The following is a 24431-nucleotide window of genomic DNA, read 5'->3' as shown; positions in this document are numbered from 1 at the left end:
TAGAGCATTTCCAGGAAAAGTGCGAAGCGGTTTTCCGTCAGGAAATGCGTAAAAACAAAGAGTTATAGTGTTTCTGCGATTCCGTTTAGACCGGAAATGCTCTAGTTGACCGCGCTCGGCTCTGGAAACTGCCAGGTTCCATCCAGTATTTCCTGCCGCGGCCGATAGAGGCGCACCGTGTAATTCCAGCCCTTCGTCGTCGGCAGGCAATTTTCTATCTTGCCGTCGCAACCGCCGAACTGGATCCCGATGGCGCCGTCGTCGCCTTTCTTCGCGGTGATGTTGTTGATGGTGTAGGCGCCGTACTGGTTCTTCTCGTAGTATCCCGCCGCATTGTAGACGCTCACCGACCAGAACGCGTCGACCGGCACATCCTTCACATTGAGCTTATAGACAGTTGCGCCATCGTTTTTCGCCGGTGTCACGTTGAGATAGGTCGCATCCTTGTCCGGGTTCCCGCCCCAGCCGGTGGCGGTCCCGATCAGGTGGCGAACCGGATCGACGTCCTCCTTGGTCCCGAAGGCCTTCTTGAAGTCCGGCATGGTTGAGCCGAGCACAAGCAGCGCTTCGCGCACCGTCTTCTGGCTCGCCGGATCCCAAGCGGGGACCTCGAAGCTGCCAATGCTCTGCTGGCTGACTTTGATCGCGTCCTGCAGCGCGTGGACTTCGTCGAGATCTTTGGGATCGGCGGGATCCACGAGCGTCCGGATCCCGACCACGGCATAGCGCGTGCCGACGCTTTCCTTCGTCAGCCTATGCTCGCCGGCATCATAGGTCACCTGCGGCACGTAGTGGTCCTCGTTGATCACCTGCATCGACATGAAGCGCTTTCCGGCATCGGGCAGCGTGATCGTGACGGGACCGGCGTCCAGGTCGAACACCGCCGACGAATAGAGCGTGTCGCGGTTGAGGCGAATGACGGTCTGGTTGTCGATGGAGGCGGGTTCGCGGCGATGCAGGAACTTGCCCAGCGCCCCTTCCTTGACCATGGCGGCGGCATACATGTCGCTCTCGGCGCGGATGAAATTGTCGACCCCGACGATAGCAGGATCGGCTGCCTTGGCCGGCATTGTGCCGATCATGGCAGCCGCCGCCAGAGCGAAGGTGATGCGAAATGTCGTCATGTCGTGATCCTCGGTGCTCAGTTGACGTGTTGCAGCGGCGGGGCCTTCCATTTGCCGTCCAGCGCGTCCGGTTTCGGCCAGTAGAGGCGCATCGCCGTGAAGAACGGGCCTGTGGGCGCCGGCAACCAATTGGCCTCCTTGTCAGGACCGGGGCTTTCGTTCTGAATGTAGAGCGTCAGGCCGCCATCGGCGTCCTTCTTCAGGCCGGGCAGCATCGGCGAGTTGATGAGATAACGGTTGAGCGGATTGGCGTAGAGCAGGCTGGAAGGCAGATCATAGAGGGTGAGGGACCAGAAGGCGTTGACCGGCGGTAGTTGCCCGGGTGCGAGGCGCAGCGTGTATTTGCCGGCGCCTGTCAGCAGTTTCTTCTGATCGTCGATGAAATAGACGGGATAGAGGGCCTCGTCCTTAAGGTTGCCATAGATGCCGAGCACCGCGCCCGACATGCGCTGCATGTAGTCGTTCTTCAGGAATGCCCGCGTGCCGAAGCTGTCGGCGCTCGAAGCCTTGCCGGTATCGACCATGGTTTCCTTGTACTCCCTAAAAGCAGCCCAGCCGTCGGCCATGCCGTCGGTGATCGCCTTCTGGATTTCCGGCGGGAAGGCCTTGAGGTCGAATGTCTTGCCGGCACCAATGTTCAGCTCGGCGAAGCGGGCCATCAACTCCTTCTCCGAAGGATCGGTCGGGCAGAACTGCAGAATGAAGTTGAGTACCCTGAAGAAATCGGGCGAGGTCTTTTCGTCGGCGGCGCTCAAGGGGGCGATGAAGTCGACGGCGGGTGCGGGTGCCGGTGCGGGCTGGCCGAGGAATTTCGACAGGGGCTCGACCTTGTAGCCGGCTTGGATCTCCTTGACGTTTTCTATATCGCCAGGATTGAAGAGTTGCGTGCGGTAGAGCACGAAGGCGAACTCCGTCTCCGAGCGGATGACGGATTTGATCCCGGGCGGTGTCTCGCCTTTCCAGTTCGGGCCTGCCAGCAGGTAACCGCCTGCCTCGTTGCCGGTGGCGCGGCTGCCGATATAGGCGAAGTTGAAGGTGTAGAGGTCGATGAATTGCAGGGAGTAGTAACGTTCCTTGTCGATCACCGGCACCGTGAATACCAGCGGCTCGGCCCTGAGATCGGCGCCGACATAGGAGTAGGGCGTGTCGGAATTCGGGGTCTGGATCGCCTTGTCATCCGGCGTATAGACCCGTGCATTGTTGACGAGTTCGTTCCAGGGCGCCTTGAACTCCGGACCGCCGGCGTCGACGAAATAGGAGTGCTGGACGCGATAATTGTCGACCAGCGGAAATCCGTAGATCGTCGCCTCCTTGGCGATCGCCCGTGCTTCATCCGGCGCGAGGGCGGCATCGGCGGCGATCGCTGGCACGCTTGCCAGATGGGGGAGCGCGGCAGCAAGCGCGCCGACCATCAGAAGGGTCCGTCGTCTGAGCATGGCAAAATCCTCCGGGTGAACGCAAGCACCGAGCAGATGACCGACGGATAATCCGGCGGTATGCGCAAAGCCATGCGGGCTAGCAACTCGTCTATGGTGAGCGATGGGCCGAAAACCGCAAGTACGTAACGGTTACGACGGCGCCGATACCGTTCACCGCCGACGCGATAGCGGCGCCTGGCGACCTGCGGTAACATCGCTGCTGGAATACATCGCACGTGAAGAGACCGTCGATGGAGCGCCGCCTCGCAGCCGTCCTGATCGCCGACGTCGCCGGATACAGTCGCCTGAGCCGGCTCGACGAGGAGGGAACGCGCGCCAGATTCCAGAGCGACCTGCACGACATTCTTGAGCCGCAGTTTGCCGAACATCACGGACGTCTAGTCAAGACGATGGGCGACGGGCTGCTGGTGGAATTCCGCAGCGTGGTCGACGCGCTTCGCTGTGCGGTGGAGATCCAGCAGCGAAAGGCCGAACAGGCCGACAAGGCCGCAGCCGATCGGCGGCTCGATTTTCGCATCGGCATCAATCTCGGCGACATCATCGTAGAAGGCGACGACATTCACGGCGATGGCGTCAACACCGCCGATCGGGTACAGGGGCTCGCCGAGCCGGGCGGCATCGCGATATCCGGCACGGCCTATGACCAGGTCCACTCGAATGTTGGCGTCGGTTATGCCTCTCTCGGCGAGCAGAGGGTCAGGGGGATCGCCGAGCCCATCCGCGTCTACCGCGTGCTGCTCGACCCGACCGATGCCGGCAAGACGATCGTCACGGATACGAAGCGGCGAGCCGCGCGAAGGAGGATACTCATTGCCGGCGCCGTGATGCTGGCCCTCGCATTTGCCGCCGCCTGGTGGCAGCCGTGGACGCTCGTTCTGCCGGAGACGCCGACCGAGCGCTTTGCCTATCCCCTGCCGGACCAGCCCTCCGTCGCCGTCCTGCCGTTCATCAATGTCAGCGGTGACCGGGATCACGACCATCTGGCCGAAGGGTTGACCGACGACCTCATCACCGAGCTTTCGAAAGTGTCCGGCCTGTTCGTCATCGCCCGTCACTCGGTGTTCGCAATGAAGGACAGCGCCTGGAAGATCCAGGATGTGGCAGCGGAACTCGGGGTTCACTACATTCTCGAGGGAACGCTGCAGCGGGCCGATCAGCGCCTGCGCATCAACGTCAAGCTGATCGATGCGATGAGCGGTCTGTCGCTCTGGGCGGAGCGCTACGACCGGCAATATGCCGATCTGTTCGCGGTCCAGGACGATGTCATCGGCAAGATCATCTCGGCGCTCGAGGTCAAGCTCAGTGAAGGCGAGCGCGACCAGCTGGCGCGCATCCCGACCGACAATCTCGAGGCCTATGATTATTACATGCGGGCCGAGCAGCAGGGGCTCGTCTACAGCGACGTCGACACCTATCGCCAGACGCTGGCCTTCTATCAAAAGGCGATCGATCTCGACCCGCGCTTCGCCAATGCCCATGCGGGGATAGCGCGGGTTGCCGTCGACGTCTGGCGCAACGACTACAATTATCTCTGGTCGGCGGCAGTCGCCCGCAAGATCGCCTATGACGCTGCGGGTGAGGCGCTGAAGCTCGACGCCAACAATGCGCGCGCCCACACGGTGCTGGCATTGCTGCAGCTCGTCGACGGCCGCGAGACGGAGGCGCGGGAATCAGCGGCCAGGGCGGTCCGGGCGCAGCCGAGCGATGCCGAGGCCTTCGCCAATCTGGCGCTGATCCTCGCGCAGACCGGAGACCACCAACAGGCGATCGCCGATCTGGAGCGGGCATTGAGGCTCGATCCGTCGCCATCCCCGAGTTTTCGGCTGCTGGCCGGCATCGTCTATTACACGGCACGGGACAACGACCGAGCGATCCCGCTCATCGAAGCCGCGGGCGAGGCCTTGCCGAACGCAGAGGCTGCACGGGAATATCTGGCGTCTGCCTATGCCCAGCGCGGCGATCGGGCCCGCGCGGTGGCGGAAGGCGAGAAGCTGCTTCGGCTCTTTCCCGACACCAACCTTACCTACTACGGCTATCTCTATGATTATTGGCGCGAAGAGGACCTCAATCGCCATTTACACGGCCTGCGCACCGCGGGCATTCCGGAGTGGCCCTTCGGTTTCGTCGGGGCTGCGGCCGACCGAATAGGTCCCGCGGAACTTGGCGTCCTGACCCTCGACAAGACCTGGAGCGGGCGGCACAAGAATGGCACGAGTTTCGTGCAATTCTTCGATAAGGCCGGCAATACCGCCTATCGCAGCGCCAATACGAGCATCACCGGCCGCGCCGAGGTGAAGGGCAACCAGCTCTGCGAGAAGTTCGACGGTTATTTTCTCGACCGAATGGTCTGCGGCTACGTCTATCGCAACACGGCCAAGGGCGAGCGCGGCGCCGAGTTCATCCACGTGACGCCGCAGGCGCTGAAATTCTTCTCGATCGCGCAGTGACGACTATACCGTGAGGACCGAGTGTCAGCGCGGCTTCTGCCAGGTGGTGCCGAGCTTTTCCGAAATGAGCGTGTTTTCCACTTCGGACCAGTGCTTCTTGGAATCGACCAGCTTGTTCGGGTTCTTCTCAAAACCTTCCGCCGCACCCGGATCGTAGCTCAGGAACAGCTTGCCCTCGATGATGCGCCAGGCCTTCGGGTCGATGTTGGTGGTCACCGTTCCAAACGAGACGCCGTCGGCGCAGTAGCCGCCATATTGCGGGGCGTAGCGGGTGGGTTCGCGGATGAAGAGTTCACGGTTCTCGGCGCTGGCAAACTGCCAGTTCGCCCCGAGCCAGCGGTAGGAATATTGCGGCGAACCCTCTAAAGCCTTGCTTTCGGTGAAATAGGCGACCGGGTCGTAGCCCTTGATGGCGACATCGCCGAAATAGCCGGTGTTGACGAGGTCCTCGGCCATTGTGGGACCGGACAGCGCCAGAAACGCCATCGCAGAGACGCCGATGACGCATGCGTATCGATGGTAGGACATTCCTTTTCTCCGATTTCCGGATGCGGGTGGCGCGCTTCTGGCGTCACTTCCGCTTCGTGCATTCGGTATAGAGCCAGTCGCCGACGAGGTCGGCCTTCTGGCAGGTGGCGCCCGCCTTCAAGAGAAGCTCGGCTGCGTCCCAGTGCGAGCGCCAGCCGGCCTGCGTCAGCGGCGTGTAGCCATTGCGTTCCTTCGCCTCGACTTCGGCCTTCTGGGTTAGCAGCAAGGCCACGACGTCGGCGTGGCCTTCCTCGGCGGCGGCATGCAGAGGCGACATATGGTAGAAGTTCTTGGTGTCGTTGACATCGGCGCCCTTGGCCAGCAGTAGCTTGACGGTGTCGAGATTGCCGCCATAGGCGGCGGCATGCAGGGCGGTCAGCCCGCCTTTGTTGCGGATATCGATGTCGCAGCCGCGATCGAGCAGCAGAGTGACCACATCCGGCTGCCCGGCTAGCGACGCAATCAGCAATGCCGGCTCGCCGGCCGTGTCCGGCGCGGTGATGTCGGTCCCCTGATCCAGCAACTGTGTGACGCGCTTGATGTCGCCGTCTCTTGCCGCGTCATGCAAGGGACCCGCAAATGCCGTCGAGGTGAAAAACGCCAGCCCGGCGACCGAAGCACAAAGACAGTTCATCGCGCCACCTCCGCCCCAGCTTCGGTTTTGCATGCAAGGACATTCGAAAATATCACAGAGTCCTTGCCGTCAACAAGGTCAGTCGCCGGCGCAGGCCCGGGCCTACCCGGTTCGCCCTGATGTGTCCGGCGAAATTGCCGGCCGGATCGGGCTTCGAAAGTGGCGAGTCAGGCGTTGACCCGCATCAGGTCGAGCACGCGCTCCACCGCGCAAGGGATGGGGGCGATGATCGGCGTGGTGAAATCGGGCTGCAATTGTTCGGCCGCCTGGCCGAGCGGGCCGCCGCCGATGATGACGGCCCCGGCGCCATCAAGTTCGATGCAGTGCCGGACCGCTTCGCCGAGCTGGTCCCGCAGCCGTTTTTCATCGCCGGCAAGCGCGAGCGGATCGCCGGGCGTGCAACGGATGCCGGTGTATTGGCCGGCAAGGCCGAGGTCGTGGGCGCGCTCGTCGATCGCTTCGATCAGGTCCGGGGTCGTGGTTGCGACGCCGAACTTGCGGCCGTTTCGCGCGGCTTCGATCATCGATGCCTCGCAGATGCCGACGACGGGGATGTCGACACGATCCTTAAGGGCGGCAAGGCCTGGATCGCCGAAAGCGCTGACGATGATGCCGAGGCAATCCGCGGCATGGGACGTGCCGATCTCGATGACCTCGTCAGCCGCGGCCGTCAACTGCTCCGGCGTGACGATCATCTGCGGGTTCCGCTTGGCCGTGGCGATTGCCACGGCCAAGCGTCCGGTTACAGCCCGCTCAGCGATGGCGAGCATCATGCTGCTTGTTGCGTGCGAGCTGTTCGGGTTGATCAACAGGATATGTGCGGTCACGTTCTGACTTCCATGCCGACATTGACCTGTTTTGGTTCAGCCTTGGCGAGGTCGGCGTCCGCCGGCTGGTCCAGATCTTCCATCGACATGCCATAGGTCTCGGGACCGAGCTGGATGCAGAATGCGAAGACCGCGTACATGCCGGCCGCCAGACCGAAAACCCCGACCATGCCGTAGGTATCGAACAGCATGCCGGAGATCGTCGGAACGAAGGAGCCCGCTGCCGATCCCGTTGCCAGGATGAGTGCGACGCCGAAGGCACGGATGCGCGTCGGGAAGAGTTCCGGCGCGTAGATCCAGATCGAGGTGTTGAGCAAGAGCACGAAGAACTGGAAGATCGCTCCGAACATCAAGACGAGGTAGATGTTGGTTCCGAGATAGGCGATCGAAACTGCTGCCAGGCAGGCGAAGACCGCACCTGTTGTCAGCACCTTCTTGCGCGGGAAATAGTAGCCGAACATCGAGGCGGCGATGGCGCCGAGCACGCTGCCGCTCTGGATGATCATGCTGTAGAGCAGGCTGCCCTGCAGGGTGTAGCCCATCGACACGAAGATGATCGGCATCAGCGTCAGCACCGACAGCTGGGCGCCGTAACTCATCAGGATGGCGATCGCAACGGGGATGGTCCGGCCGATGAACGGTGCCCGGAAAAGCTCTTTCCAATCACTCTTCGCGGGCGCTTCGTCCTGGACGTGATCCTTGGTCAGATATTCCTCGACCTTAAGATTGCGCGGCCGCAGCGATCCGGAGGCGAGGATCGACAGCACCTTGTTCGCCTCGTCGATCTTTCCCTGCGAGGCAAGGAACCGCGGGGTTTCGGGCACGAAACGGCGATAGAAGACCACGAGCAGCGCCGGCAGGGCCAGCGCGGCGAACAGCCAGCGCCAGCTGTTTTCCCCCGGGAAGAGCGTGAAGATCAGCAGGCCGAAGGCGGGGGCGAGGAAGTTGCCGAAGCCGCCGGCGCCGACATTGACGAGGCCGGCGGCCGTGCCGCGGAATTTCGGCGAGCAGAATTCCGACAGCATCGTCACTGCGGTGGAGATTTCACCGCCGACGCCGAAGCCGACAATGGCGCGGGCAAAGCACAGCGCCGCGAAATTCGGTGCGAGCGCGCAGGCGGCCGAGCCGATGGTGAAGAGCAGAAGGTTGATCGTCAGCATCACGCGGCGGCCGTAGCGATCGCCGAGGATGCCCGACAGCAACCGGCCGATGGCGGCGCTGCCGAAGGTGATGGTGTTGAGGAAGCCGATATCCGTACCGGTCAGGCCCCAATGTTCCTTCAGGATGGGGCCGGCGACGCCGATGGTGTTCTGCTCGAAACTGTCGAACAGGCAGCCGATCAGAACGAGGGCGATGATCTGCTTGTGGGCGCCGGTGACGCCGATCTTGGTGAATGCTGATTCCAACTGTCGAATGACCGGCGAAGACTTGCCGGACGGCACCATATTTTCCGCTGCCATGGTTTGTTCCCCTTTATGGCTTAACTGGCGTGAAAACTTAGTTTCATGATGCTACATCAAGAAATCGTAGTTTCATACTGAAATTTTGCTTCGAACCGGGCGAACCGGACGTTTCGCGCCTGGCGGGCGCTCTTGTCGTCCAGCACAATTCATCTTCGAAACAACGCCATCGAGGAATGCAGGTTTCGTGCCAAAAGATGAGAAACCATAGTTTCGCGTTTATAATCAGATATATGGACAAAAGTCGGTCTGTATCCGCCGCGTGAAACTGTGATTTCTTATGATCGAATAATGCACCTCAGTTTCAGGCAGATGCCCAAACAACGGTCACAGTTCTTCGAGCGCGTCGTTCAGGGCTTCGATGCCGCGCAGACGGTTGCGACCGGTCACACCGGCCGTTTCGATGCATCGCGTCGTCAAGAGATGGCAGAGCGCCATGACGGAGACGTGGTTGAAGAGGGGCCCGGGCGCCAGCGTCTGGCAGCGGAAATGCCACTCGGCCTGGCTGAGGAAGGGTACGCCTTCGTCGGTGATGTAGAGCAGGCGGGCTCCGGATTTTTCCACCTGGTTGAGCAGCGCGTCCATCAGCGCGATGCGGCGGCGCAGGCCGAAGACGATGACGACGTCGTCGGGCGTGAAGCTGACGAGATGCTCGCCCAGCGTCTGTCCGCCACCGGGAATGGCCGAGATGTTCTCGATCACCTGTGTCAGCTGCCATTGCAGATAGGTGGCGAAGGAATGGCTGGCGCGAAAGCCGATGACCCAGACCTTGCGCGCCTTCAACAGCGCTGCAGACGCGGTGTTGATCTGGGTTTCCGATATCGCGAGAAACGTGGCTTCGATATTGGCGACCCCTTGCGCGACATGGGCGGTGACGGATTGCTCGCCCGCCGTATCCGCGCTTGTCGCGAGGAAGAGGCGCGACCCCGTCTGCTTGTCGGCACGCGCATGGCGGCGCGCTTCCTCGTAGTTTTCATAGCCTAGCCGCTGGATGAAACGTGACACGGTGGCCTTCGACACATGCGCCAGAGCTGCCAGTTCCTGGGCGGAATAGCTGGCGACTTCGCCCGGAAAGTCGCAGAGAAAATCTCCAAGGCGCCGCTCTGCCGGATGGAGCTCCGGCAGGACCTGACGAACGCGGGTGAGGAAGGATCGCTCTTTGGGACTCATTGCCAATTCCATGAAACTGTCGTTTCACGGACTGTCCGATTTCCGCGTCACCTTGGCAAGAGCGCAGGGCCGGAAAGCGCCGGCCTTGCACCATGTCGTGCCAGAGCCGCGGTCAGTATTTTGACGGCACGTAGAGTTCGGGCGGCAGGACCTTGCGCTCGTAATCGGGGTTGAAGACCCGCTCCGGCAGGGTGATCTCCTCGTGCGGCACATCCTCATAGGGAATCTGCTGCAGCAGGTGATCCATACAGTTCAGCCGCGCCCGCTTCTTGTCGTTGCCTTCGACGATGTGCCACGGCGCTTCGGGAATGTTGGTTCTGGCGAAGGTCTCTTCCTTGGCCTTGGTATAGGCCTCCCAGCGCACGCGCGACTGCAGATCCATCGGCGACAGCTTCCACTGCTTCAGCGGGTCGTGGATGCGCACGAGGAAGCGCATCTGCTGCTCCTCGTCAGTGATCGAGAACCAGTATTTGACCAGCCGGATGCCGGAGCGCACCAGCATGCGCTCGAATTCCGGCACGTCGTTGAAGAACTGCTCGACCTGGTCTTCGCTGGCAAAGCCCATGACGCGTTCGACGCCGGAACGATTGTACCAGGAGCGGTCGAACAGCACGATCTCGCCGCCGGCCGGCAGATGCGGCACGTAGCGCTGGAAATACCATTGGGTCTTTTCGCGGTCCGACGGGGCGGGCAGCGCCGTGACCCTGACGACGCGCGGATTGAGCCGCTGGGTAATGCGCTTGATCACGCCGCCCTTGCCGGCAGAATCGCGCCCCTCGAAGATCACCACGACCTTCTCCTTGTGGTGCACGACCCAGTCCTGCAGCTTGATCAGTTCGGATTGCAAACCTATCAGGGTGCGGAAATAGTCGATGCGCGGAAGCGACGGCGGGTGGTTCTTGCGGTAGATCTTGCGGATCTCTTCCGAAAGCGCCGGCTCGGAAAGCTCGAGCTCGTAGTCTTCATCGAGCGTATCGGCGAGTTCCGCCTCGAGCCAGTCCTGCCCATCGAAGTCGCCGTTTAACCTGTTCATCGCATCCCTCCAGCGCACAAGCGCGCAGTGCGGCAGCTCGCGGCATGATGCTACCGTTATCTGGCTTATTCCATAGGCGCATGAAGGGAATTTGACGCCGCCCGTCGAGGCCGGCGCCTTTGCTGCGGGGGCGCCTCTACGCCTTGATGTACCAGCCCCACGGCTCGTCGGCATCGAAGCTGGTGATCTGCTTGGTCTCGAGATAGTTGGCAAGGCCCCAGCGACCGAGCTCGCGGCCGATGCCCGACTGCTTGTAGCCGCCCCAGGGCGCTTCAGGGAAGGTCGGTTGCGAGCAGTTGACCCAGACGATGCCGGCGTGAAAAGCCCGGGCGACGCGCTCGCAGCGCTGCTTGTCGGCAGACATGACCGCGGCGGCAAGGCCGAAACGGCTGTCGTTGGCCATGCGCACCGCATCAGCCTCGTCCGTAAACGGCTTGACGCAGACGACCGGCCCGAAGATTTCCTCACGCCAGACATAGCTGTCTTCGCCCATGTCGGTCAGCACGGTCGGTTCGATGAAATAGCCGCTGTTGAAACCGGCGGGCCTGCCGCCCCCCGCCGCGATGGTCGCTCCGTCCTGGCGGGCGCGGTCGATCGCGGTCAGGACCTTGTCATATTGTCCCTTGGAAACGATCGGCCCGAGCAGCGTGCCCTCGTCGAGGCCGTTGCCGATGGTGATCTTGGCCGCCTCTTCGCAGAGCCTTTTGACGACGGCATCGTAGATCGGCTCCTCGATGAGCACGCGCGAGGTTGCCGAACAGACCTGCCCCTGGTTCCAGAAGATGCCGAACATGATCCATTCGACCGCTTTGTCGATATCGCTGTCGGCAAAGACCACGAAGGGAGACTTGCCGCCGAGCTCGAGGCTGATGTTTTTGATGTCCTGGGCACCGGCCATCATCACCTTTCGCCCTGTGGGTACCGAGCCGGTAAAGGCGAGCTTGTCGACCAGCGGATGTTCGGTCAGCGGCTGGCCCGCATCCTGGCCGGTGCCGGTGACGATGTTGAGCACGCCCGGCGGAAGCTCTATTTCCTCGGCAATGGCGCCCAGTTCCAGAGCCGTCAGCGGCGTCAGTTCGGACGGTTTCAGCACCATGGTGCAGCCGGCGGCAAGCGCCGGTGCCACCTTCCAGGAGACCATCAGCAGCGGATAGTTCCAGGGCGTGATCGCGCCGACGATACCGAGCGGTTCGCGAATGGCGCGGGCGGTGAACCGGTTGTCGCCGACGGTGATGGTTTCCTCGGGATTGGCGTCGAGTTCCTCGGCAAGCCCGGCATAGTAGCGGAAGCAACCGGCGGCATCGTCGATATCCCATAGCGCCTCCGTCAGCGGCTTGCCGTTGTCGGTGACTTCGAGACGCGCCAGGGAGTGCCGCCTTTCCTCGATCTTCTCGGCAATCGCCCGGAGATAGACGGCCCGTTCGGTGCCGGAAAGCTTCGGCCATGGGCCGCTGTCAAACGCAATGCGGGCGGCTTTGACGGCGCGGTCGATATCGTCATAGGTGGCTGCGGGCGCATGGTGGATGACTTCCTCCGTCGCCGGATCGATCACGTCGAGCGTACCGCCGCGGCGGGGTTTCTCCCATTTGCCGTCAATGAACAACTTGTCCCGCATGCCTGTACCCTCATTTCAGCCCGGCAGAGTATGGCCCTCTCCATGGGGATCGCGCCAGCGGCCGGCCATACTTTTTCTGGGCTATCTTGCTTTTCGCTGAGGCCCTTACGTTCCTCGGCTCAGAGGCCTCCAGGCAAGGAACGGAAGGACGGGAAGGATCGCGCTGGCGCCGGCAATGAACCAGAATTGCCGAAGCGTCATCCAGCCGTCACTGTAAAGCGTGCCCGCCAGGACGCCAACGACCATGAACAGATCCATCAACGGCAGACTCAGCGCATAGAAAACGGCCTGGCGCGCAAGGCTCAGCCGTTGCTGGATGAGCGTGAAATAGGCGGCGAAGGCGACCATCTCCGGTATGCCACCGATGATCAGCATCGCCGTTGCCAGCGCATGGTTCGGCGCGACGACCAGCGCAAGCGTCGTCACGCCTTCGAGAAGGCTTGCGACGAGATAGGCGGTCAGCAGCGACTGTGCATCGACCAGCGTTTTCGCCAGCCGGTTCGACACGAGAGCGCCGATGACGGCGCCCGTTCCTTGTGCTGCGAGCAGCACGGTCCACATCGCCGGGCCGAGCCCGAACTGATCGTGATTGAGCCAGAAAAGGAAGGGCTGCAGCGCGCCGAGAGAAATCATGTAGCCGAGCGCCGGCAGGACGAGAGCCCAGAGCATCGGGTTCTCTCGCATCGTCGCTGTGGCTTCTCGAAGAAGACCCGATCTGGCGGCCAGCTCCGGTTCGAGCGACATCTGCCACGATGCCACGATGCCCCGGCAAAGGGCGATCGCGGCCACGAGATGGCCGCCGGCAAGCGCCGGGAAGGCCAGGGCAGGGGATGTGATCGTCAGCATGAGCCCGGCCGCCGGCGGGCCAAGGATCTTGGCAAGACGATCGATCGTTTGAAACGTTGTGTTTGCTTCCATGTTGCGACCGACAGGCGTCGTAGCGGCGCGCAGCGCCAGCAGGCCCGGGACAACAATGGTGTCGGCAAGACCGATTGCCAGAACAACGATCTGCAGCGCGCCGGCATGCTCTACGACGGCAAGAGCGATGAGGCACAGCGCCGTCACGATCAGTCCGGCACAAACGGGGAACCGAGGACCAAAGCGCCGGATCAGCCCTGCGGCCACGGGGGCAAACAGGATGCGCGGTGCGAGCCGCAGCGCGAGGCTGTCGACAAGTTCTGTGCCGGCGCCGAACCGCTGCGCGACGAGAAGCGGCAGCGCTGCGACCAGCATCCATGAGCAGAAGGAGTAAAAGGTAAGAGCGAATCCGACGCGCCGGAAGACGGCCGATTTCCAAAGGGATGGCGATTTCATAACGAGCCCGAATGGCGGTCGATTGCCTCGCGCTCCCCACCATCGCACCGGCCTGCGATTGGGCCGTGCCGCGAACCTAGGAGAAAGAGGTCAATCGAATCAATGGAGACCAGCCCGTGAACCACGGGCGACTTTGGGCTCGCTGCTGCAAGCCCCGCCTTGCGGGGCTCGTCACGCCATCAGGTGTGGTTCGGTCGACATGAACGCTTGTTATCACGGCGGCGGGGCAGCGACAAGAATTGTGGCGGGGAGGTACACATGGTCACCGGCCCTGGCTTGCGAGTGCGGGCATGGTGCTTGCGATCTGCGTGATCACCATGCCGCTGATGATCAGCGCGACGCCGACGAGGCGGGCGACGCTCACCTGTTTTTCCGGAAAGCCCATCAGGCCGAAGTGGTCGATGATGATCGAGACCGCCATCTGTCCGGCAATCGCCGCGACGATGAAGCTGGCGGCGCCGAGCTTCGGGGCGAGGAGAAGGGCCGCGGTGATGTAGATGACGCCGGCTGCGCCGCCGATCCAGATCCACCAAGGGCCCTTCAGTGCCGCGCCGGGGCTCGGCATCGGCACGCGAAAGGCGATCATGATGGGGATGATGAGGGCGAGGCTGACGCCGAGCGAAACGGCGGTCGCCCATAGAGGGTGACCGATCAGGCGGCCGAGCACGGCGTTGGCGCCGGCCTGCAGCGGCACGACCGCTCCGGCGAAGACGGCTGCGAGGATGAGGAGGAGTGGGCCAGCATTTGGCATGACGATATTCCGATCTGTTTGACGGCCCTATGGTCGATCATTCAAATCAAGAATGGAAATTCGCAGTTTGCACGGTCTATATTCGTAAGATGAATAACCTCGCTGGAATCGATCTGAACCTGCTTGTTGTGCTCGATGCGCTGTTGGCCGAACGCCATGTTTCGCGCGCCGCAGTGCGCCTGAACAAGAGCCAGCCTGCGGTCAGCCATGCGCTGGCCCGCTTGCGCGATCTCTTCAATGATCCCCTGCTGGTGCGGCATGGTGGGCGGCTGGAGCCGACCATACGGGCGCTCGAGATCGCGCCGCGGCTCGCTGAAGCAATGGCTCGGATGCGGTCGCTGCTTGCGCCGGTAGGTTTCGACCCTGCAACGGAGCGGCATGTGTTCCGAGTGGCGATGTCGGACTATGGTGCGGCGGTGCTGCTGCCGAGGCTGATGGCGACCCTGCGGGTCGAGGCGCCACATGTCGATCTGATCGTCAGCCAGGCGAGCCGCGAGGTCATGGCGTCGCAGGTGGTGGACGGAGAGATCGATCTGGCCCTGGGCGTGTTCCCGGCGCACGGTGAAGGCATCCGGTCATCGCTGCTTTTCAGGGAAAGCTTTGCCTGCCTTGCAGACGCGTCGCGGCTTGGCGGATCGCTAGCCATTGATCTTGCCGAATATCTCGTCCGGCCGCATGTGCTGGTGTCGTTGCGTGGCGATGCCAGCAATGAGATCGATCTTGCGCTGGCGGCGACGGGAAATGCACGCCGCATCTGTCTTGCGGTTCCGCACTGGAGCGTCGCGCCCGACCTGGTGCGTGGAACGGATCTCGTCCTGACCGTCGCCCGCCGCATCCTTCCGCAGGCAGACGCCGACGGGCTTGCCGTCTTCGAACCGCCCTTTGCCATTCCGCCGTTCGACTTCGAGCAGATCTGGCACCGTCGCCGCGACGGCGACCCGGGGCATCGCTGGTTGCGGGCGCTCGTCGCGCGCCTTCTCGGCGATGAGGAACCGGTTACTACAGCGGGCGTCAAATATGGCGCGCAAAGGACGCTGTAACGCTTTAAACTTGCTGCATAATTTTATCCTTAAATCGATTCCGATTTGAGGAATTATGCAGTAGCCGATGACGCAGTGGCACTCGCCTCCGTCGTTGTGCGAGCCAAATGAACCTGCGCTTCACCCTGTCGGGCCGTGTAATCGGGTGGTGGCTGAAGCGCAAAAAAAGACCCGGTCGGATGGGCCGGCCGGGTCTCAAGGGTTTAGGTCGCTGGCGCTATCAGGCGTGCCCGACGCCCTGGATCGCCGACACCTGCCACTCGCCGGAAGCCTTGCGTACGAAGGTCCAGAGCTCGACGGCCTCGGTCAGATTGTCCGGATCGCCGCTGACGACACGCGCGGTGGTGCGGTCGCGCATCACGTCGATGCTCTCGTAGCGCATGGCAACGGTTGCGTAGTCCGTACCGTCTTCCGACCAGGCTTCGGCGACGTCACCCTGGACGAGATGGACGTCGCTGACGTCGTTCTTGACGCCGCTGGTGGCGTTGTCGCTGAGTTCTTCGGCGAGATAGGACATGGCTTCGGGCGTCGTCAGGCGACGCAAGGTGCCGTAGTCCTCGGCCGCGTAGGCCGCCTGAACGTCCTTCAGCATCTTCTCGAACTGCTCGAGGTCCGACTGGCCGATGCCGATTTCGTCGGCAGGGCCGTCGGCGGCAGGCGCCGGTGCGGCTGCAACGGTGGGGCGCGCACTCGTCTGACCACCCGCTTGGCCACCGCCGATGCTCGGGATCTTGAACGAGGGCACACCGGCCGAAGGCGCGTTCGCTGACGACCGCTCAGACGGGCCGGCATAGGCCGGCTGGCGGTTGCGGCCGAAGAAACGCATCGCCAGCATGATCAGGCCGCCGATCAGCAGCATCTGGACGATCAGGCCGAGGAAGCCGGCGGCGCCGCCGAAGCCGCCGCCCATCAGCATGCCGATCAGGCCGCCGACCATGAGGCCGCCGAGAAGCGAACCGCCGAAGCCGCTGAAGAAGCCGGGTCGTGCATTGGGCGTGTTGGCACCGGTCGGGCGCGTCTGGGCTGCCCCGGGATTGGTCGTCGTCGGGCCGGCATCCTGGCGCGGCGTCATCGTACGGTCGATCGGTGCCGCATTTGTCGGCGCGGTGCGGGTGACGGGCGGCTGCGAAAAGGTGCGTGTGCCACGGCTGCCGAAGCCGCCGCCCGAGCGCCGGGCCTCGGCGACATCCACAACTGTGAGCGCGACAGTGAGACCGATCGCCATCATCGCCAGAGCTCGTCCAAAACGCTGCATTGCCATTCAAACCCCTTGTATTGTGCTTGGGCCCACGAAGGCCTTCGCTGGCTCATATAGAGGTTCCGATCCCGGATTTTAAGGTTTCCGTGTCGCTTTTGGTCCGGTTTACCGTAATCGCGCCGGTGAAATCGGCCGGAAAAACCCTCAGCGGTTGGCTTCGAGGATCATCGTCGCCGCCTTTTCGGCGATCATGATCGTCGGCGAATTGGTGTTGCCCGAGGTGATCGTCGGCATGATCGAGGCATCGGCGATGCGCAGGCCGTGCAGGCCGCGCAGGCGCAGCTCCGCGTCGACGACGCTCGCCGGATCCGCCCCCATCCGGCAGGTGCCGACCGGGTGGAAGATCGTCGTGCCGATATCGCCGGCGGCGCGGCGCAGATCCTCGTCACTCTCATAGGACGGTCCCGGCTTGAACTCGGTCGGGTTGAAGCGGGCGAAGGATGGCTGATTGACGATGCGACGCGTCAGGCGGATGGAGCGGACCGCGACATCGCGGTCGGCCTCAGCCGTCAGATAGCGCGGGCGAATGTCGGGCGCTGCGGCGAAATCCGGCCCTTTGAGATGTACCGATCCCCGACTTTCCGGCCGGAGATTGCAGACGCTGGCAGTAATCGCCGGGAAGGGATGAACCGGCTCGCCGAACTTCTCGAGCGACACCGGCTGGACGTGATATTGCAGATCCGGCGTCTCCTTCTCGGGGCCGGAACGGGTGAAGATGCCGAGCTGGCTCGGCGCCATGGCCATCGGACCCGAGCGCCTCGCGAGATATTCGAGACCGATCGCCGCCTTGCCAAGGAGTGTGCTTGCCTTCTCGTTCAGTGTCGGCACCCCGGTCACCTTGTAGGCGAGGCGCAATTGCAGGTGATCCTGCAGGTTTTCGCCGACGCCAACCAGCTCGTGCCGGACCTCGATACCGTTGTCGCGCAACACATCGCCACGACCGATACCGGAGAGCTCCAATATCTGCGGCGAGCCGATGGCTCCGGCAGAAAGAATGGTTTCGCGGCGAGACCGCGCCTGTGTGACCATGCCGTCATGCTGGAATTCGACGCCGGCGATGCGACCTTCCTCGATCACCAATCGGCGGACATGCGCCTTCGTAAGAACAGTCAGATTGTGCCGGTTGCGCGCGGGCCGCAGAAACGCCTTGGCCGTGTTCCACCTGATGCCGGAGCGTTGGTTGACGTCGAAATAGCCCGAGCCTTCATTGTCGCCGCGGTTGAAGTCCGTCGTTTCCGGAATGCCGGCCTCGGTCGCTGCCTTCTGGAAGGCGTCCAGCACGGCCCAGCGAACGCGTGCCTTCTCCACCCGCCATTCGCCGCCCGCGCCATGCATCTCGTCGGCGCCGCGATAGTGGTCTTCCGACTTGCGGAAATGCGGCAGGACGTCGTCCCAGCCCCAGCCGGTGCACCCCAGTTGGCGCCAATGGTCGTAGTCTCGCGCCTGGCCGCGCATGTAAATCATGCCGTTGATCGACGAGCAGCCGCCGAGCACCTTGCCGCGGGGATAGCCGAGCGCGCGGCCGTTCAGGCCCTCCTCGGCGGCGGTGGTGAAACACCAGTCGGTGCGGGGGTTGTTGATGCAATAGAGATAGCCGACCGGAATGTGGATCCAGTGATAATTGTCGCTGCCGCCGGCTTCGAGCAGCAGGACGCGGTGATCCGGATTTTCGGAAAGGCGGTTGGCCAGAACGCAACCGGCGCTACCCGCTCCGACGACAATGTAGTCGAACGTGTCCATAGGCTTTCTCTTGTGTCGTTGCCCGGTCCGGCGCAATCGGGACCGGGCTCGCTCTCTTCCTCGAGGAACGTTCTAGTGGCGATGTTCGAAACCGAGCTTGCGGCCGAGCCTCGAATTGTAGAACTCGCCGACGATGCCGCGCCGGAAAAGCAGCACGCAGACCATGAACACCAGGCCGGTGATGATGGTGACCGGGAATTCGGAGGTTGCGAGGTAGTTCTGCAAAGTCACGACAAGGCCAGCGCCGAACAGTGGACCGATCAGCGTGCCGATGCCGCCGAGCAGCGTCATCAGGATGACCTCGCCCGACATCTGCCAGCTGACGTCGGTCAACGTCGCAAACTGGAAGACCAGGGCCTTGACGCCGCCGGCAAGGCCGGTGAGCGCCGCCGACATGACGAAGGCCGCAAGCTTGTAATTGCGCACGGAGTAGCCGAGCGAGACGGCGCGCGTCTCGTTCTCACGGATCGATTTCAGGATCATGCCGAAGGGCGAGTGAATGATCCGCCAGATGATCGCGACGCCGATGATGAAGACGCCGAGCACGAAATAATACATGTTGGTCGACTGGCTGAGATCGATGAAGCCGAAGAGATGGCCGCGCGGCACGGACTGGATGCCGTCCTCACCCTTGGTGAACTCGGCCTGCAGACAGAAGAAATAGAACATCTGCGCCAGCGCCAGCGTGATCATGGCGAAGTAGATGCCCTGCCTGCGAATTGCGAGATAACCGATGATCGCACCGAGAAATGCTGCCCCCGCGACGCCGACGAGAATGCCGAGTTCCGGCGGTAGCCCCCATTCCTTGACCGCATGGGCGGTGAAATAGGCGGCCCCGCCGAAGAAGGCCGCGTGCCCGAAAGACAGCAGACCGGTATAGCCGAGCAGCAGATTGAAGGCGCAGGCAAACAGCGCGAAGCACAAGAGCTTCATCAGGAAGACGGGATAGAAGAACAAGGGGGCGAGCACGAGCAGGGCAAGACCCGCCGCCAGGAACATCGTCTGCGCGACGACTGGCTTCTTTTCCCTGGGCTTATCGATATCGAGTGTCAATGTCATATCAAACATCCCGGCCGAAGAGGCCTGCCGGCCGTATCAGGAGAACGATGGCCATGATCACGAAGATCACGATGTTGGAAGCCTCGGGGTAGAAGACCTTGGTCAGCCCTTCGGCGACGCCAAGCAGGTAGCCGGTGACGATCGCCCCCATGATCGAGCCCATGCCGCCGACGACCACGACGGCGAAGACAACGATGATGATGTTCGAGCCCATCAACGGCGAGACCTGGTAGATCGGCGCCGCGAGCACGCCGGCAAGGGCGGCGAGTGCGGCTCCAAGCGCATAGGTCAGCGTCAGCAGGAACGGCACGTTGATGCCGAAAGACTGGACGAGGATAGGGTTTTCGGTCGCGGCGCGCAAATAGGAGCCGAGCTTGGTCTTCTCGATCACCAGCCAGGTGCCGATGCAGACGATGAGAGAGAAGGCGATCACCCAGCCGCGATAGACCGGCAGGAACATGAAGCCGAGATTGGTGCCGCCCGCAAGCGCTGCCGGCGTGGCATAGGGCTGGCCCGAAGCGCCATAGAGATAACGGAACGTGCCTTCGATTGTCAGCGCCAGGCCGAAGGTGAAGAGCAGGCCGTAGAGCGGATCGAGCGAATAGAGCCGCCGCAGCATCGTGCGTTCGATGACGGCGCCGACAAGCCCGACGGCAAGCGGCGCGACGATCAGCGCCGGCCAGTAGCCGATGCCGAAATAGGACAGCAGCATCCAGGCGAAGAATGCGCCGAGCATATATTGCGCGCCGTGGGCGAAGTTGATGACGCGCAGCAGGCCGAAGATGATCGCAAGGCCGAGGCTCAAGAGTGCATAGAACGAGCCGTTGATCAGACCGATCAGCAGCTGGCCGAGGAAGGCTTGCAGCGGAATTCCAAAGATCATGGTCATGGCTCAGACCCCCAGCACGTCATGCAGCATGTCCATGCGGGCGGAGAGTTCCGAGACCGGAAACTCGCCGACCATGCGGCCATGATCCATCAGGTAGAAGCGGTCGGCTACCTTGCTGGCGAAGCGGAAATTCTGCTCGACCAGAAGAACGGTCATGCCGCGCTCCTTCAATGTCTTGAGCACGTCGCCGATGCGCTGGACGATGACCGGGGCAAGCCCCTCGGTCGGCTCGTCGAGCAGCATCATGCGCACACCGGTTCTCAAGATCCGGGCGATCGCCAGCATCTGCTGTTCGCCACCGGAAAGCTTGGTGCCCGGGCTGTTGCGGCGCTCGTGCAGATTGGGGAAAAGCTCGAAGATCTCGTCGACCGTCATGCCGCCCTTGGCCACGGCCGGCGGCAACAGCAGGTTTTCGTAGACCGACAGCGTCGAGAAGATGCCGCGCTCCTCGGGGATGAAGCCGAGGCCGCGATGGGCGACCCGGTGCAGCGGCACCTTGATCAGGTCCTCGCCGGCAAAATCGATCGCGCCCTTGCGATTGCGCACGATGCCCATGATCGAACGCAGGGTGGTGGTCTTGCCGACGCCGTTGCGTCCGAGCAGGGTGACCATCTCGCCTTCGCCGACCGTCATGTCGACGCCATGCAGGATGTGGCTTTCGCCGTACCAGGCGTTGAGGCCGGAGACTTTCAGAAGCGGTTTCATCTCAGGCCTCCTCGGTGCCCATATAGGCGGTGCGCACCCGCGGGTCGGCTGACACTTTTGCGTAGTCGCCCTCGGCGAGGATCTCGCCGCGCTGCAAGACGGTGACGTGATGGCAGAGCGTCGAGACGACGGAGAGATTGTGCTCGACCATCAGCACGGCGCGTTCGCGCGCCACCTCGCGGATGATCTCGGCCACCATGCCGACATCCTCGTGGCCCATGCCGGCCATCGGCTCGTCGAGCAGCAGGACCTTCGGGTCGAGCGCCAGGGTCGTGGCGATCTCCAACACCCGCTTGCGCCCGTAGGAAAGGTCGGCGGCAATCGCGTTTCTCTCCCGGTCGAGGCCGACGGAACGGATCAGCTGATCGGCCTTGGCCGTCAGCCCGTCGAGTGCCGACATCGGCTTCCAGAACTGGGTCGCAAGGCCGTGCGGCCGTTGCAGCGCCACGCGCACGTTGTCGAGCACGCTCATATGCGGAAACACCGCCGAGATCTGGAACGAGCGCACCAGTCCCATGCGCGCCACCTTGTCGGGCGCCATGCGGGTGATGTCTTCGCCCAGCAGCGTGATCGTGCCGTCAGTCGGCCGTAGGAACTTTGTCAGCAGGTTGAAGACCGTCGTCTTGCCGGCGCCGTTCGGGCCGATCAGCGCATGCACGCGGGCATGGTGGACGTCGAGGTTGACGTTGTTGACGGCGGTGAAGCCGCCGAAATCGCGACGGAGACCGCGGGCGGACAAAACCACCCGCGGCGCTCCATTCTGTTCTGACGAGGCAGCGGTCATCGCGATCCGACCGCTCACGATTTTACGAGTTCGCAGCCGCTCTTGGCCGGGTCGATGAAGGCTTCGGCACCCGGAATGGTGGCGAGCACCTTGAAATAGTCCCAGGGCTCCTTGCTTTCGTCCGGCTTCTTCACTTCCAGCAGATACATGTCGTGGACCATGCGGCCGTTCTCTGCGACCTTGCCGTTTTCGGCAAAGATGTCGTTGACGGGAAGGACATGCAACTCCTTCGAAACCGCATCGCCGTCATCGCTGCCGGCCTTTTCGATCGCTTTGAGATAGGAAAGCACGGCCGAGTAGGTGCCGGCGTGAACCATGTTCGGCATCTTGCCGGTGCGTTCCATGAAGCGCTTGCCGAACTTTGCCGTCTCTTCGTTGCGGTTCCAGTAGAAGCCTTCGGTCAGCGTCAGCCCCTGTGCCGCTTCGAGGCCGAGGCCGTGGACCTCGGCGAGCGTGAAGAGCAGCGCCGCCAGACGCTGGCCGCCCTGGACGATGCCGAATTCGGCTGCCTGCTTGATGGCGTTGGACGTATCGAGGCCGGCATTGGCAAGGCCGATGACCTTGGCACCCGAAGACTGCGCCTGCAGCAGGAAGGACGAGAAGTCGGTGGTCGCAAGCGGATGGCGGACGGAGCCGACGACGGTACCGCCGTTTTCTTTGACGTAGTTGCCGGTGTTTTCCTCGAGCGAGTAGCCGAAGGCGTAGTCGGCGGTCAGGAAGAACCAGCTGTCGCCGCCCTGCTTGACGAGCGCGCCGCCGGTGCCGACCGCAAGCGCATGGGTGTCATAGGCCCAGTGGAAACCATAGGGCGAGCACTGCTTGCCGGTCAGTTCGGTGGTGGCCGCGCCGGTATTGATGGTGATCTTCTTCTTTTCCTTCGACAATGCCTGGACGGCGAGGCCGACCGAGGAGCTCGTCAGCTCCATGATGCTGTCGACCTGTTCGGTGTCGTACCACTGACGGGCGATGTTGGAGGCGATGTCGGCCTTGTTCTGGTGGTCGGCGGTGATCACCTCCACCGGAACGCCGAGAACCTTGCCGCCGAAGTCCTCCACCGCCATCAGCGCGGCTTCATAGGAGGACTTGCCGCCGAAATCGGCGTAGACGCCGGACTGGTCGTTGAGAATGCCGATCTTGACCTTGCCGTCGGATGCGTCGGCGAGTGCCGCGGTGCTGCTGGCAAGCATCATTGCGAATGCGGTGAGCAGTTTCTTCGTCATCTTGTCCTCCTCCAAAGGCTTCAGGCGGGAGTGTCTCGCGCAAAATCGCGCTCGGCTCCGGCAAAGCGCATGGCGTTGCCGGACAGTCGGTCCCGTTCTGTTCAAATTTGGCCAGACATGCTCCTCAGATGCCGGCTCCGACGGTACAATCCGGAAAAAATCGCTTGGACGCAAGCGGCACGGACCGTAAATTGCAAACAGGGTCTGTTCATTTTCGAACAGATGGGGGCGATGACATGAATCCGAACTTTACCTGGGACGACTTGCAGTTCTTTCTGGCGGTGGCGCGCACGGGGCAACTGTCGACGGCTGCGCGACGGCTGCGCACCAGCCATGCGACAGTTTCGCGTCGCATCGACCGGTTGGAATTCGCGCTCAAGGTCAAGCTGTTCGAGCGCAATCCGCGCGGCTACGTGCTGACGGCGATCGGCCAGCGTTTCGTCGAGACCGCTGAACGCATCGAGCGCGAGACCGAGCAGCTGCAGCTCGATATCAGCGACGGCCTGACGGCGCAGCGCGGCGTCGTGCGGCTGAGCACGCTCGAAGGCTTCGGCAATTTCTTCCTGTCGGACAGGTTGTCGAGCTTTGCGGCGACCTACCCGAACATTTCGCTGGAACTCGTGGCGATCCAGCAGATCATGTCGCTGTCGCGCAAGGAGGCAGATCTGTCGGTGGCGCTGACGGCGCCAAAGGCCGGTCCCTATCATTCCGAGGTGCTGACACCCTATACGCTGCATGTCTATGGTTCCCGCAGCTATCTCGCCAGCCACCCGCCGATCAGGAGCCGCAACGATCTCGCCGCCCATCGCTTCGTCGGCTACATCGAAGACATGATCTTTGCGCCCGGGCTCGATTATCTCGGCGAGATCCAGCCGGGCTTGCGGGCGCATTTCCAGAGTTCCAGCATTCTCACCCAGCTAAAGGCCGTGCGCCAGGGGCTTGGCCTCTGCGTGCTGCCGCATTTCATGGCGCGCGAGGAAAAGGACATCGAGATCGTGCTGCCCGACGAGATCGAACTGAAGCGGACCTATTGGATGATCTGTCACCGCGATCTGGTTGCCGTGCCGCGGGTGAGGGCGGTGCGCGAGTTTCTGACGCAGATCGTGCGGGAGAATTGGGCGTGTTTCAGCCGCGAGCGAGCGCTGGTGCCGGCCGGCCCGGCGCTTCAGCCATGATCGACGGCCTGCCAGGTTCCTGCGCGATTCCTGACCTGCCCGATGTTTTTTGCCGATTTGGGCGATGGTTCTGGTTCTGGTTTGGGTGTTTTGCTGGTCTGGATTGGTCTGTTGATAACTTCCGTTTGAATTTGTTGTTTGTTTTCAGTTGGTTGTTCGATCTTGTCGGTTTTTTGAAATTGTCTGTTGACGTCTGTGAGGATGGGGGTCTATAAGCCC

General features: G+C 62.6%; 22 protein-coding genes. 4 read left to right on the top strand and 18 right to left on the bottom strand.

The annotated features are described in order from the left end of the window. Positions 1-101: 101 nt before the first annotated feature. Positions 102-1124, bottom strand: coding sequence for a DUF1254 domain-containing protein (locus BC360_RS04365; protein ID WP_083222447.1), 1023 nt, complete (start codon positions 1122-1124; stop codon positions 102-104). Positions 1125-1141: 17 nt separating this feature from the next. Then, positions 1142-2560 carry a DUF1254 domain-containing protein gene (locus BC360_RS04360; protein ID WP_065794428.1) on the bottom strand — a complete coding sequence of 473 codons (1419 nt, stop codon included), beginning with the start codon at positions 2558-2560 and terminating at the stop codon, positions 1142-1144. Between the two features lie 233 nt (positions 2561-2793). Here BC360_RS04360 and BC360_RS04355 point away from each other — a divergent pair, with 233 nt between their 5' ends. Then, positions 2794-5010, top strand: a complete 2217-nt coding sequence (locus BC360_RS04355; RefSeq protein WP_065794427.1) for an adenylate/guanylate cyclase domain-containing protein — start codon at positions 2794-2796, stop codon at positions 5008-5010. Between the two features lie 24 nt (positions 5011-5034). On the opposite strand, the gene BC360_RS04350 is transcribed toward BC360_RS04355, so the two are convergent. The 9 genes from BC360_RS04350 to BC360_RS04310 all read right to left on the bottom strand — a co-directional run bounded on the left by BC360_RS04350 (position 5035) and on the right by BC360_RS04310 (position 14342). After that, the gene (locus BC360_RS04350) at positions 5035-5496 is read right to left on the bottom strand and encodes a YHS domain-containing (seleno)protein (RefSeq protein ID WP_139109918.1); all 462 of its coding nucleotides are present in this window, start codon (positions 5494-5496) and stop codon (positions 5035-5037) included. Positions 5497-5581: 85 nt separating this feature from the next. Beyond that, positions 5582-6172, bottom strand: coding sequence for an ankyrin repeat domain-containing protein (locus BC360_RS04345; protein WP_065785579.1), 591 nt, complete (start codon positions 6170-6172; stop codon positions 5582-5584). Between the two features lie 167 nt (positions 6173-6339). Next, positions 6340-6999 carry an aspartate/glutamate racemase family protein gene (locus tag BC360_RS04340; RefSeq protein ID WP_065794425.1) on the bottom strand — a complete coding sequence of 220 codons (660 nt, stop codon included), beginning with the start codon at positions 6997-6999 and terminating at the stop codon, positions 6340-6342. Continuing rightward, positions 6996-8459 carry an MFS transporter gene (locus BC360_RS04335; protein WP_065794424.1) on the bottom strand — a complete coding sequence of 488 codons (1464 nt, stop codon included), beginning with the start codon at positions 8457-8459 and terminating at the stop codon, positions 6996-6998. The genes BC360_RS04340 and BC360_RS04335 overlap by 4 nt, the downstream gene beginning before the upstream one ends. A gap of 327 nt (positions 8460-8786) precedes the next feature. Further along, positions 8787-9629 (bottom strand): MurR/RpiR family transcriptional regulator, encoded by an 843-nt coding sequence (locus BC360_RS04330; protein ID WP_065785590.1) that lies wholly within the window; start codon positions 9627-9629, stop codon positions 8787-8789. A gap of 112 nt (positions 9630-9741) precedes the next feature. Further along, positions 9742-10662: a polyphosphate kinase 2 gene (ppk2, locus tag BC360_RS04325; RefSeq protein WP_065785576.1), complete on the bottom strand. Its 921-nt coding sequence runs from the start codon at positions 10660-10662 to the stop codon at positions 9742-9744. A 136-nt stretch (positions 10663-10798) separates the two neighbouring features. Next, the gene (locus BC360_RS04320; RefSeq protein ID WP_065794423.1) at positions 10799-12277 is read right to left on the bottom strand and encodes an aldehyde dehydrogenase family protein; all 1479 of its coding nucleotides are present in this window, start codon (positions 12275-12277) and stop codon (positions 10799-10801) included. Positions 12278-12382: 105 nt separating this feature from the next. After that, positions 12383-13591 (bottom strand): MFS transporter, encoded by a 1209-nt coding sequence (locus tag BC360_RS04315; RefSeq protein ID WP_065794422.1) that lies wholly within the window; start codon positions 13589-13591, stop codon positions 12383-12385. Between the two features lie 262 nt (positions 13592-13853). Then, the gene (locus BC360_RS04310; RefSeq protein ID WP_065794421.1) at positions 13854-14342 is read right to left on the bottom strand and encodes a DMT family transporter; all 489 of its coding nucleotides are present in this window, start codon (positions 14340-14342) and stop codon (positions 13854-13856) included. Positions 14343-14431: 89 nt separating this feature from the next. Here BC360_RS04310 and BC360_RS04305 point away from each other — a divergent pair, with 89 nt between their 5' ends. Continuing rightward, a complete protein-coding gene (locus tag BC360_RS04305) occupies positions 14432-15382 on the top strand; it encodes a LysR family transcriptional regulator (protein ID WP_065794420.1) in 951 nt (316 codons plus the stop codon). Between the two features lie 220 nt (positions 15383-15602). Here the strand turns inward: BC360_RS04305 and BC360_RS04300 are convergent, their stop codons facing one another. From BC360_RS04300 to BC360_RS04270, 7 genes are all read right to left on the bottom strand, one after another. Then, positions 15603-16643 carry a Tim44 domain-containing protein gene (locus tag BC360_RS04300; protein WP_065794419.1) on the bottom strand — a complete coding sequence of 347 codons (1041 nt, stop codon included), beginning with the start codon at positions 16641-16643 and terminating at the stop codon, positions 15603-15605. Positions 16644-16784: 141 nt separating this feature from the next. Beyond that, positions 16785-18380 (bottom strand): GMC family oxidoreductase, encoded by a 1596-nt coding sequence (locus tag BC360_RS04295; RefSeq protein ID WP_065794418.1) that lies wholly within the window; start codon positions 18378-18380, stop codon positions 16785-16787. A 72-nt stretch (positions 18381-18452) separates the two neighbouring features. After that, entirely contained in the window at positions 18453-19439 is a 987-nt protein-coding gene (locus BC360_RS04290) for a branched-chain amino acid ABC transporter permease (RefSeq protein ID WP_139109911.1), read from the bottom strand. Between the two features lies 1 nt (position 19440). Then, positions 19441-20328: a branched-chain amino acid ABC transporter permease gene (locus BC360_RS04285; RefSeq protein ID WP_065785568.1), complete on the bottom strand. Its 888-nt coding sequence runs from the start codon at positions 20326-20328 to the stop codon at positions 19441-19443. A 3-nt stretch (positions 20329-20331) separates the two neighbouring features. Continuing rightward, entirely contained in the window at positions 20332-21033 is a 702-nt protein-coding gene (locus tag BC360_RS04280; protein ID WP_065785567.1) for an ABC transporter ATP-binding protein, read from the bottom strand. Between the two features lies 1 nt (position 21034). Continuing rightward, positions 21035-21817 (bottom strand): ABC transporter ATP-binding protein, encoded by a 783-nt coding sequence (locus BC360_RS04275; protein ID WP_065794494.1) that lies wholly within the window; start codon positions 21815-21817, stop codon positions 21035-21037. A gap of 14 nt (positions 21818-21831) precedes the next feature. Then, positions 21832-23037, bottom strand: a complete 1206-nt coding sequence (locus BC360_RS04270) for an ABC transporter substrate-binding protein (RefSeq protein WP_065785566.1) — start codon at positions 23035-23037, stop codon at positions 21832-21834. A 236-nt stretch (positions 23038-23273) separates the two neighbouring features. Between BC360_RS04270 and BC360_RS04265 the strand changes: the two genes are divergently transcribed. Further along, a complete protein-coding gene (locus BC360_RS04265) occupies positions 23274-24212 on the top strand; it encodes a LysR family transcriptional regulator (protein ID WP_065794416.1) in 939 nt (312 codons plus the stop codon). After that, the gene (locus BC360_RS31305; RefSeq protein WP_139109910.1) at positions 24209-24427 is read left to right on the top strand and encodes a hypothetical protein; all 219 of its coding nucleotides are present in this window, start codon (positions 24209-24211) and stop codon (positions 24425-24427) included. Before BC360_RS04265 ends, BC360_RS31305 begins: the two co-directional genes overlap by 4 nt. Positions 24428-24431: the final 4 nt, after the last annotated feature.

This window comes from Ensifer sp. LC163 (assembly GCF_001695855.1).
In the GTDB taxonomy this organism is placed as follows: Bacteria; Pseudomonadota; Alphaproteobacteria; order Rhizobiales; family Rhizobiaceae; genus Ensifer.
Note: the sequence above shows the minus strand (reverse complement) of the source record. Positions and strands in the feature narration are given on the sequence as shown.

Coding starts and splice junctions, on each gene's coding strand:
- BC360_RS04320 (WP_065794423.1), bottom strand. CDS start 12,277: ATGCGGGACAAGTTGTTCATTGACGGCAAATGGGAGAAACCCCGCCGC.
- BC360_RS04275 (WP_065794494.1), bottom strand. CDS start 21,817: ATGACCGCTGCCTCGTCAGAACAGAATGGAGCGCCGCGGGTGGTTTTG.
- ppk2 (WP_065785576.1), bottom strand. CDS start 10,662: ATGAACAGGTTAAACGGCGACTTCGATGGGCAGGACTGGCTCGAGGCG.
- BC360_RS04330 (WP_065785590.1), bottom strand. CDS start 9,629: ATGAGTCCCAAAGAGCGATCCTTCCTCACCCGCGTTCGTCAGGTCCTG.
- BC360_RS04300 (WP_065794419.1), bottom strand. CDS start 16,643: ATGGCAATGCAGCGTTTTGGACGAGCTCTGGCGATGATGGCGATCGGT.
- BC360_RS04315 (WP_065794422.1), bottom strand. CDS start 13,591: ATGAAATCGCCATCCCTTTGGAAATCGGCCGTCTTCCGGCGCGTCGGA.
- BC360_RS04355 (WP_065794427.1), top strand. CDS start 2,794: ATGGAGCGCCGCCTCGCAGCCGTCCTGATCGCCGACGTCGCCGGATAC.
- BC360_RS04270 (WP_065785566.1), bottom strand. CDS start 23,037: ATGACGAAGAAACTGCTCACCGCATTCGCAATGATGCTTGCCAGCAGC.
- BC360_RS04365 (WP_083222447.1), bottom strand. CDS start 1,124: ATGACGACATTTCGCATCACCTTCGCTCTGGCGGCGGCTGCCATGATC.
- BC360_RS04305 (WP_065794420.1), top strand. CDS start 14,432: ATGAATAACCTCGCTGGAATCGATCTGAACCTGCTTGTTGTGCTCGAT.
- BC360_RS04285 (WP_065785568.1), bottom strand. CDS start 20,328: ATGACCATGATCTTTGGAATTCCGCTGCAAGCCTTCCTCGGCCAGCTG.
- BC360_RS04280 (WP_065785567.1), bottom strand. CDS start 21,033: ATGAAACCGCTTCTGAAAGTCTCCGGCCTCAACGCCTGGTACGGCGAA.
- BC360_RS31305 (WP_139109910.1), top strand. CDS start 24,209: ATGATCGACGGCCTGCCAGGTTCCTGCGCGATTCCTGACCTGCCCGAT.
- BC360_RS04335 (WP_065794424.1), bottom strand. CDS start 8,459: ATGGCAGCGGAAAATATGGTGCCGTCCGGCAAGTCTTCGCCGGTCATT.
- BC360_RS04360 (WP_065794428.1), bottom strand. CDS start 2,560: ATGCTCAGACGACGGACCCTTCTGATGGTCGGCGCGCTTGCTGCCGCG.
- BC360_RS04265 (WP_065794416.1), top strand. CDS start 23,274: ATGAATCCGAACTTTACCTGGGACGACTTGCAGTTCTTTCTGGCGGTG.
- BC360_RS04310 (WP_065794421.1), bottom strand. CDS start 14,342: ATGCCAAATGCTGGCCCACTCCTCCTCATCCTCGCAGCCGTCTTCGCC.
- BC360_RS04350 (WP_139109918.1), bottom strand. CDS start 5,496: ATGGCGTTTCTGGCGCTGTCCGGTCCCACAATGGCCGAGGACCTCGTC.
- BC360_RS04290 (WP_139109911.1), bottom strand. CDS start 19,439: ATGACATTGACACTCGATATCGATAAGCCCAGGGAAAAGAAGCCAGTC.
- BC360_RS04345 (WP_065785579.1), bottom strand. CDS start 6,172: ATGAACTGTCTTTGTGCTTCGGTCGCCGGGCTGGCGTTTTTCACCTCG.
- BC360_RS04295 (WP_065794418.1), bottom strand. CDS start 18,380: ATGGACACGTTCGACTACATTGTCGTCGGAGCGGGTAGCGCCGGTTGC.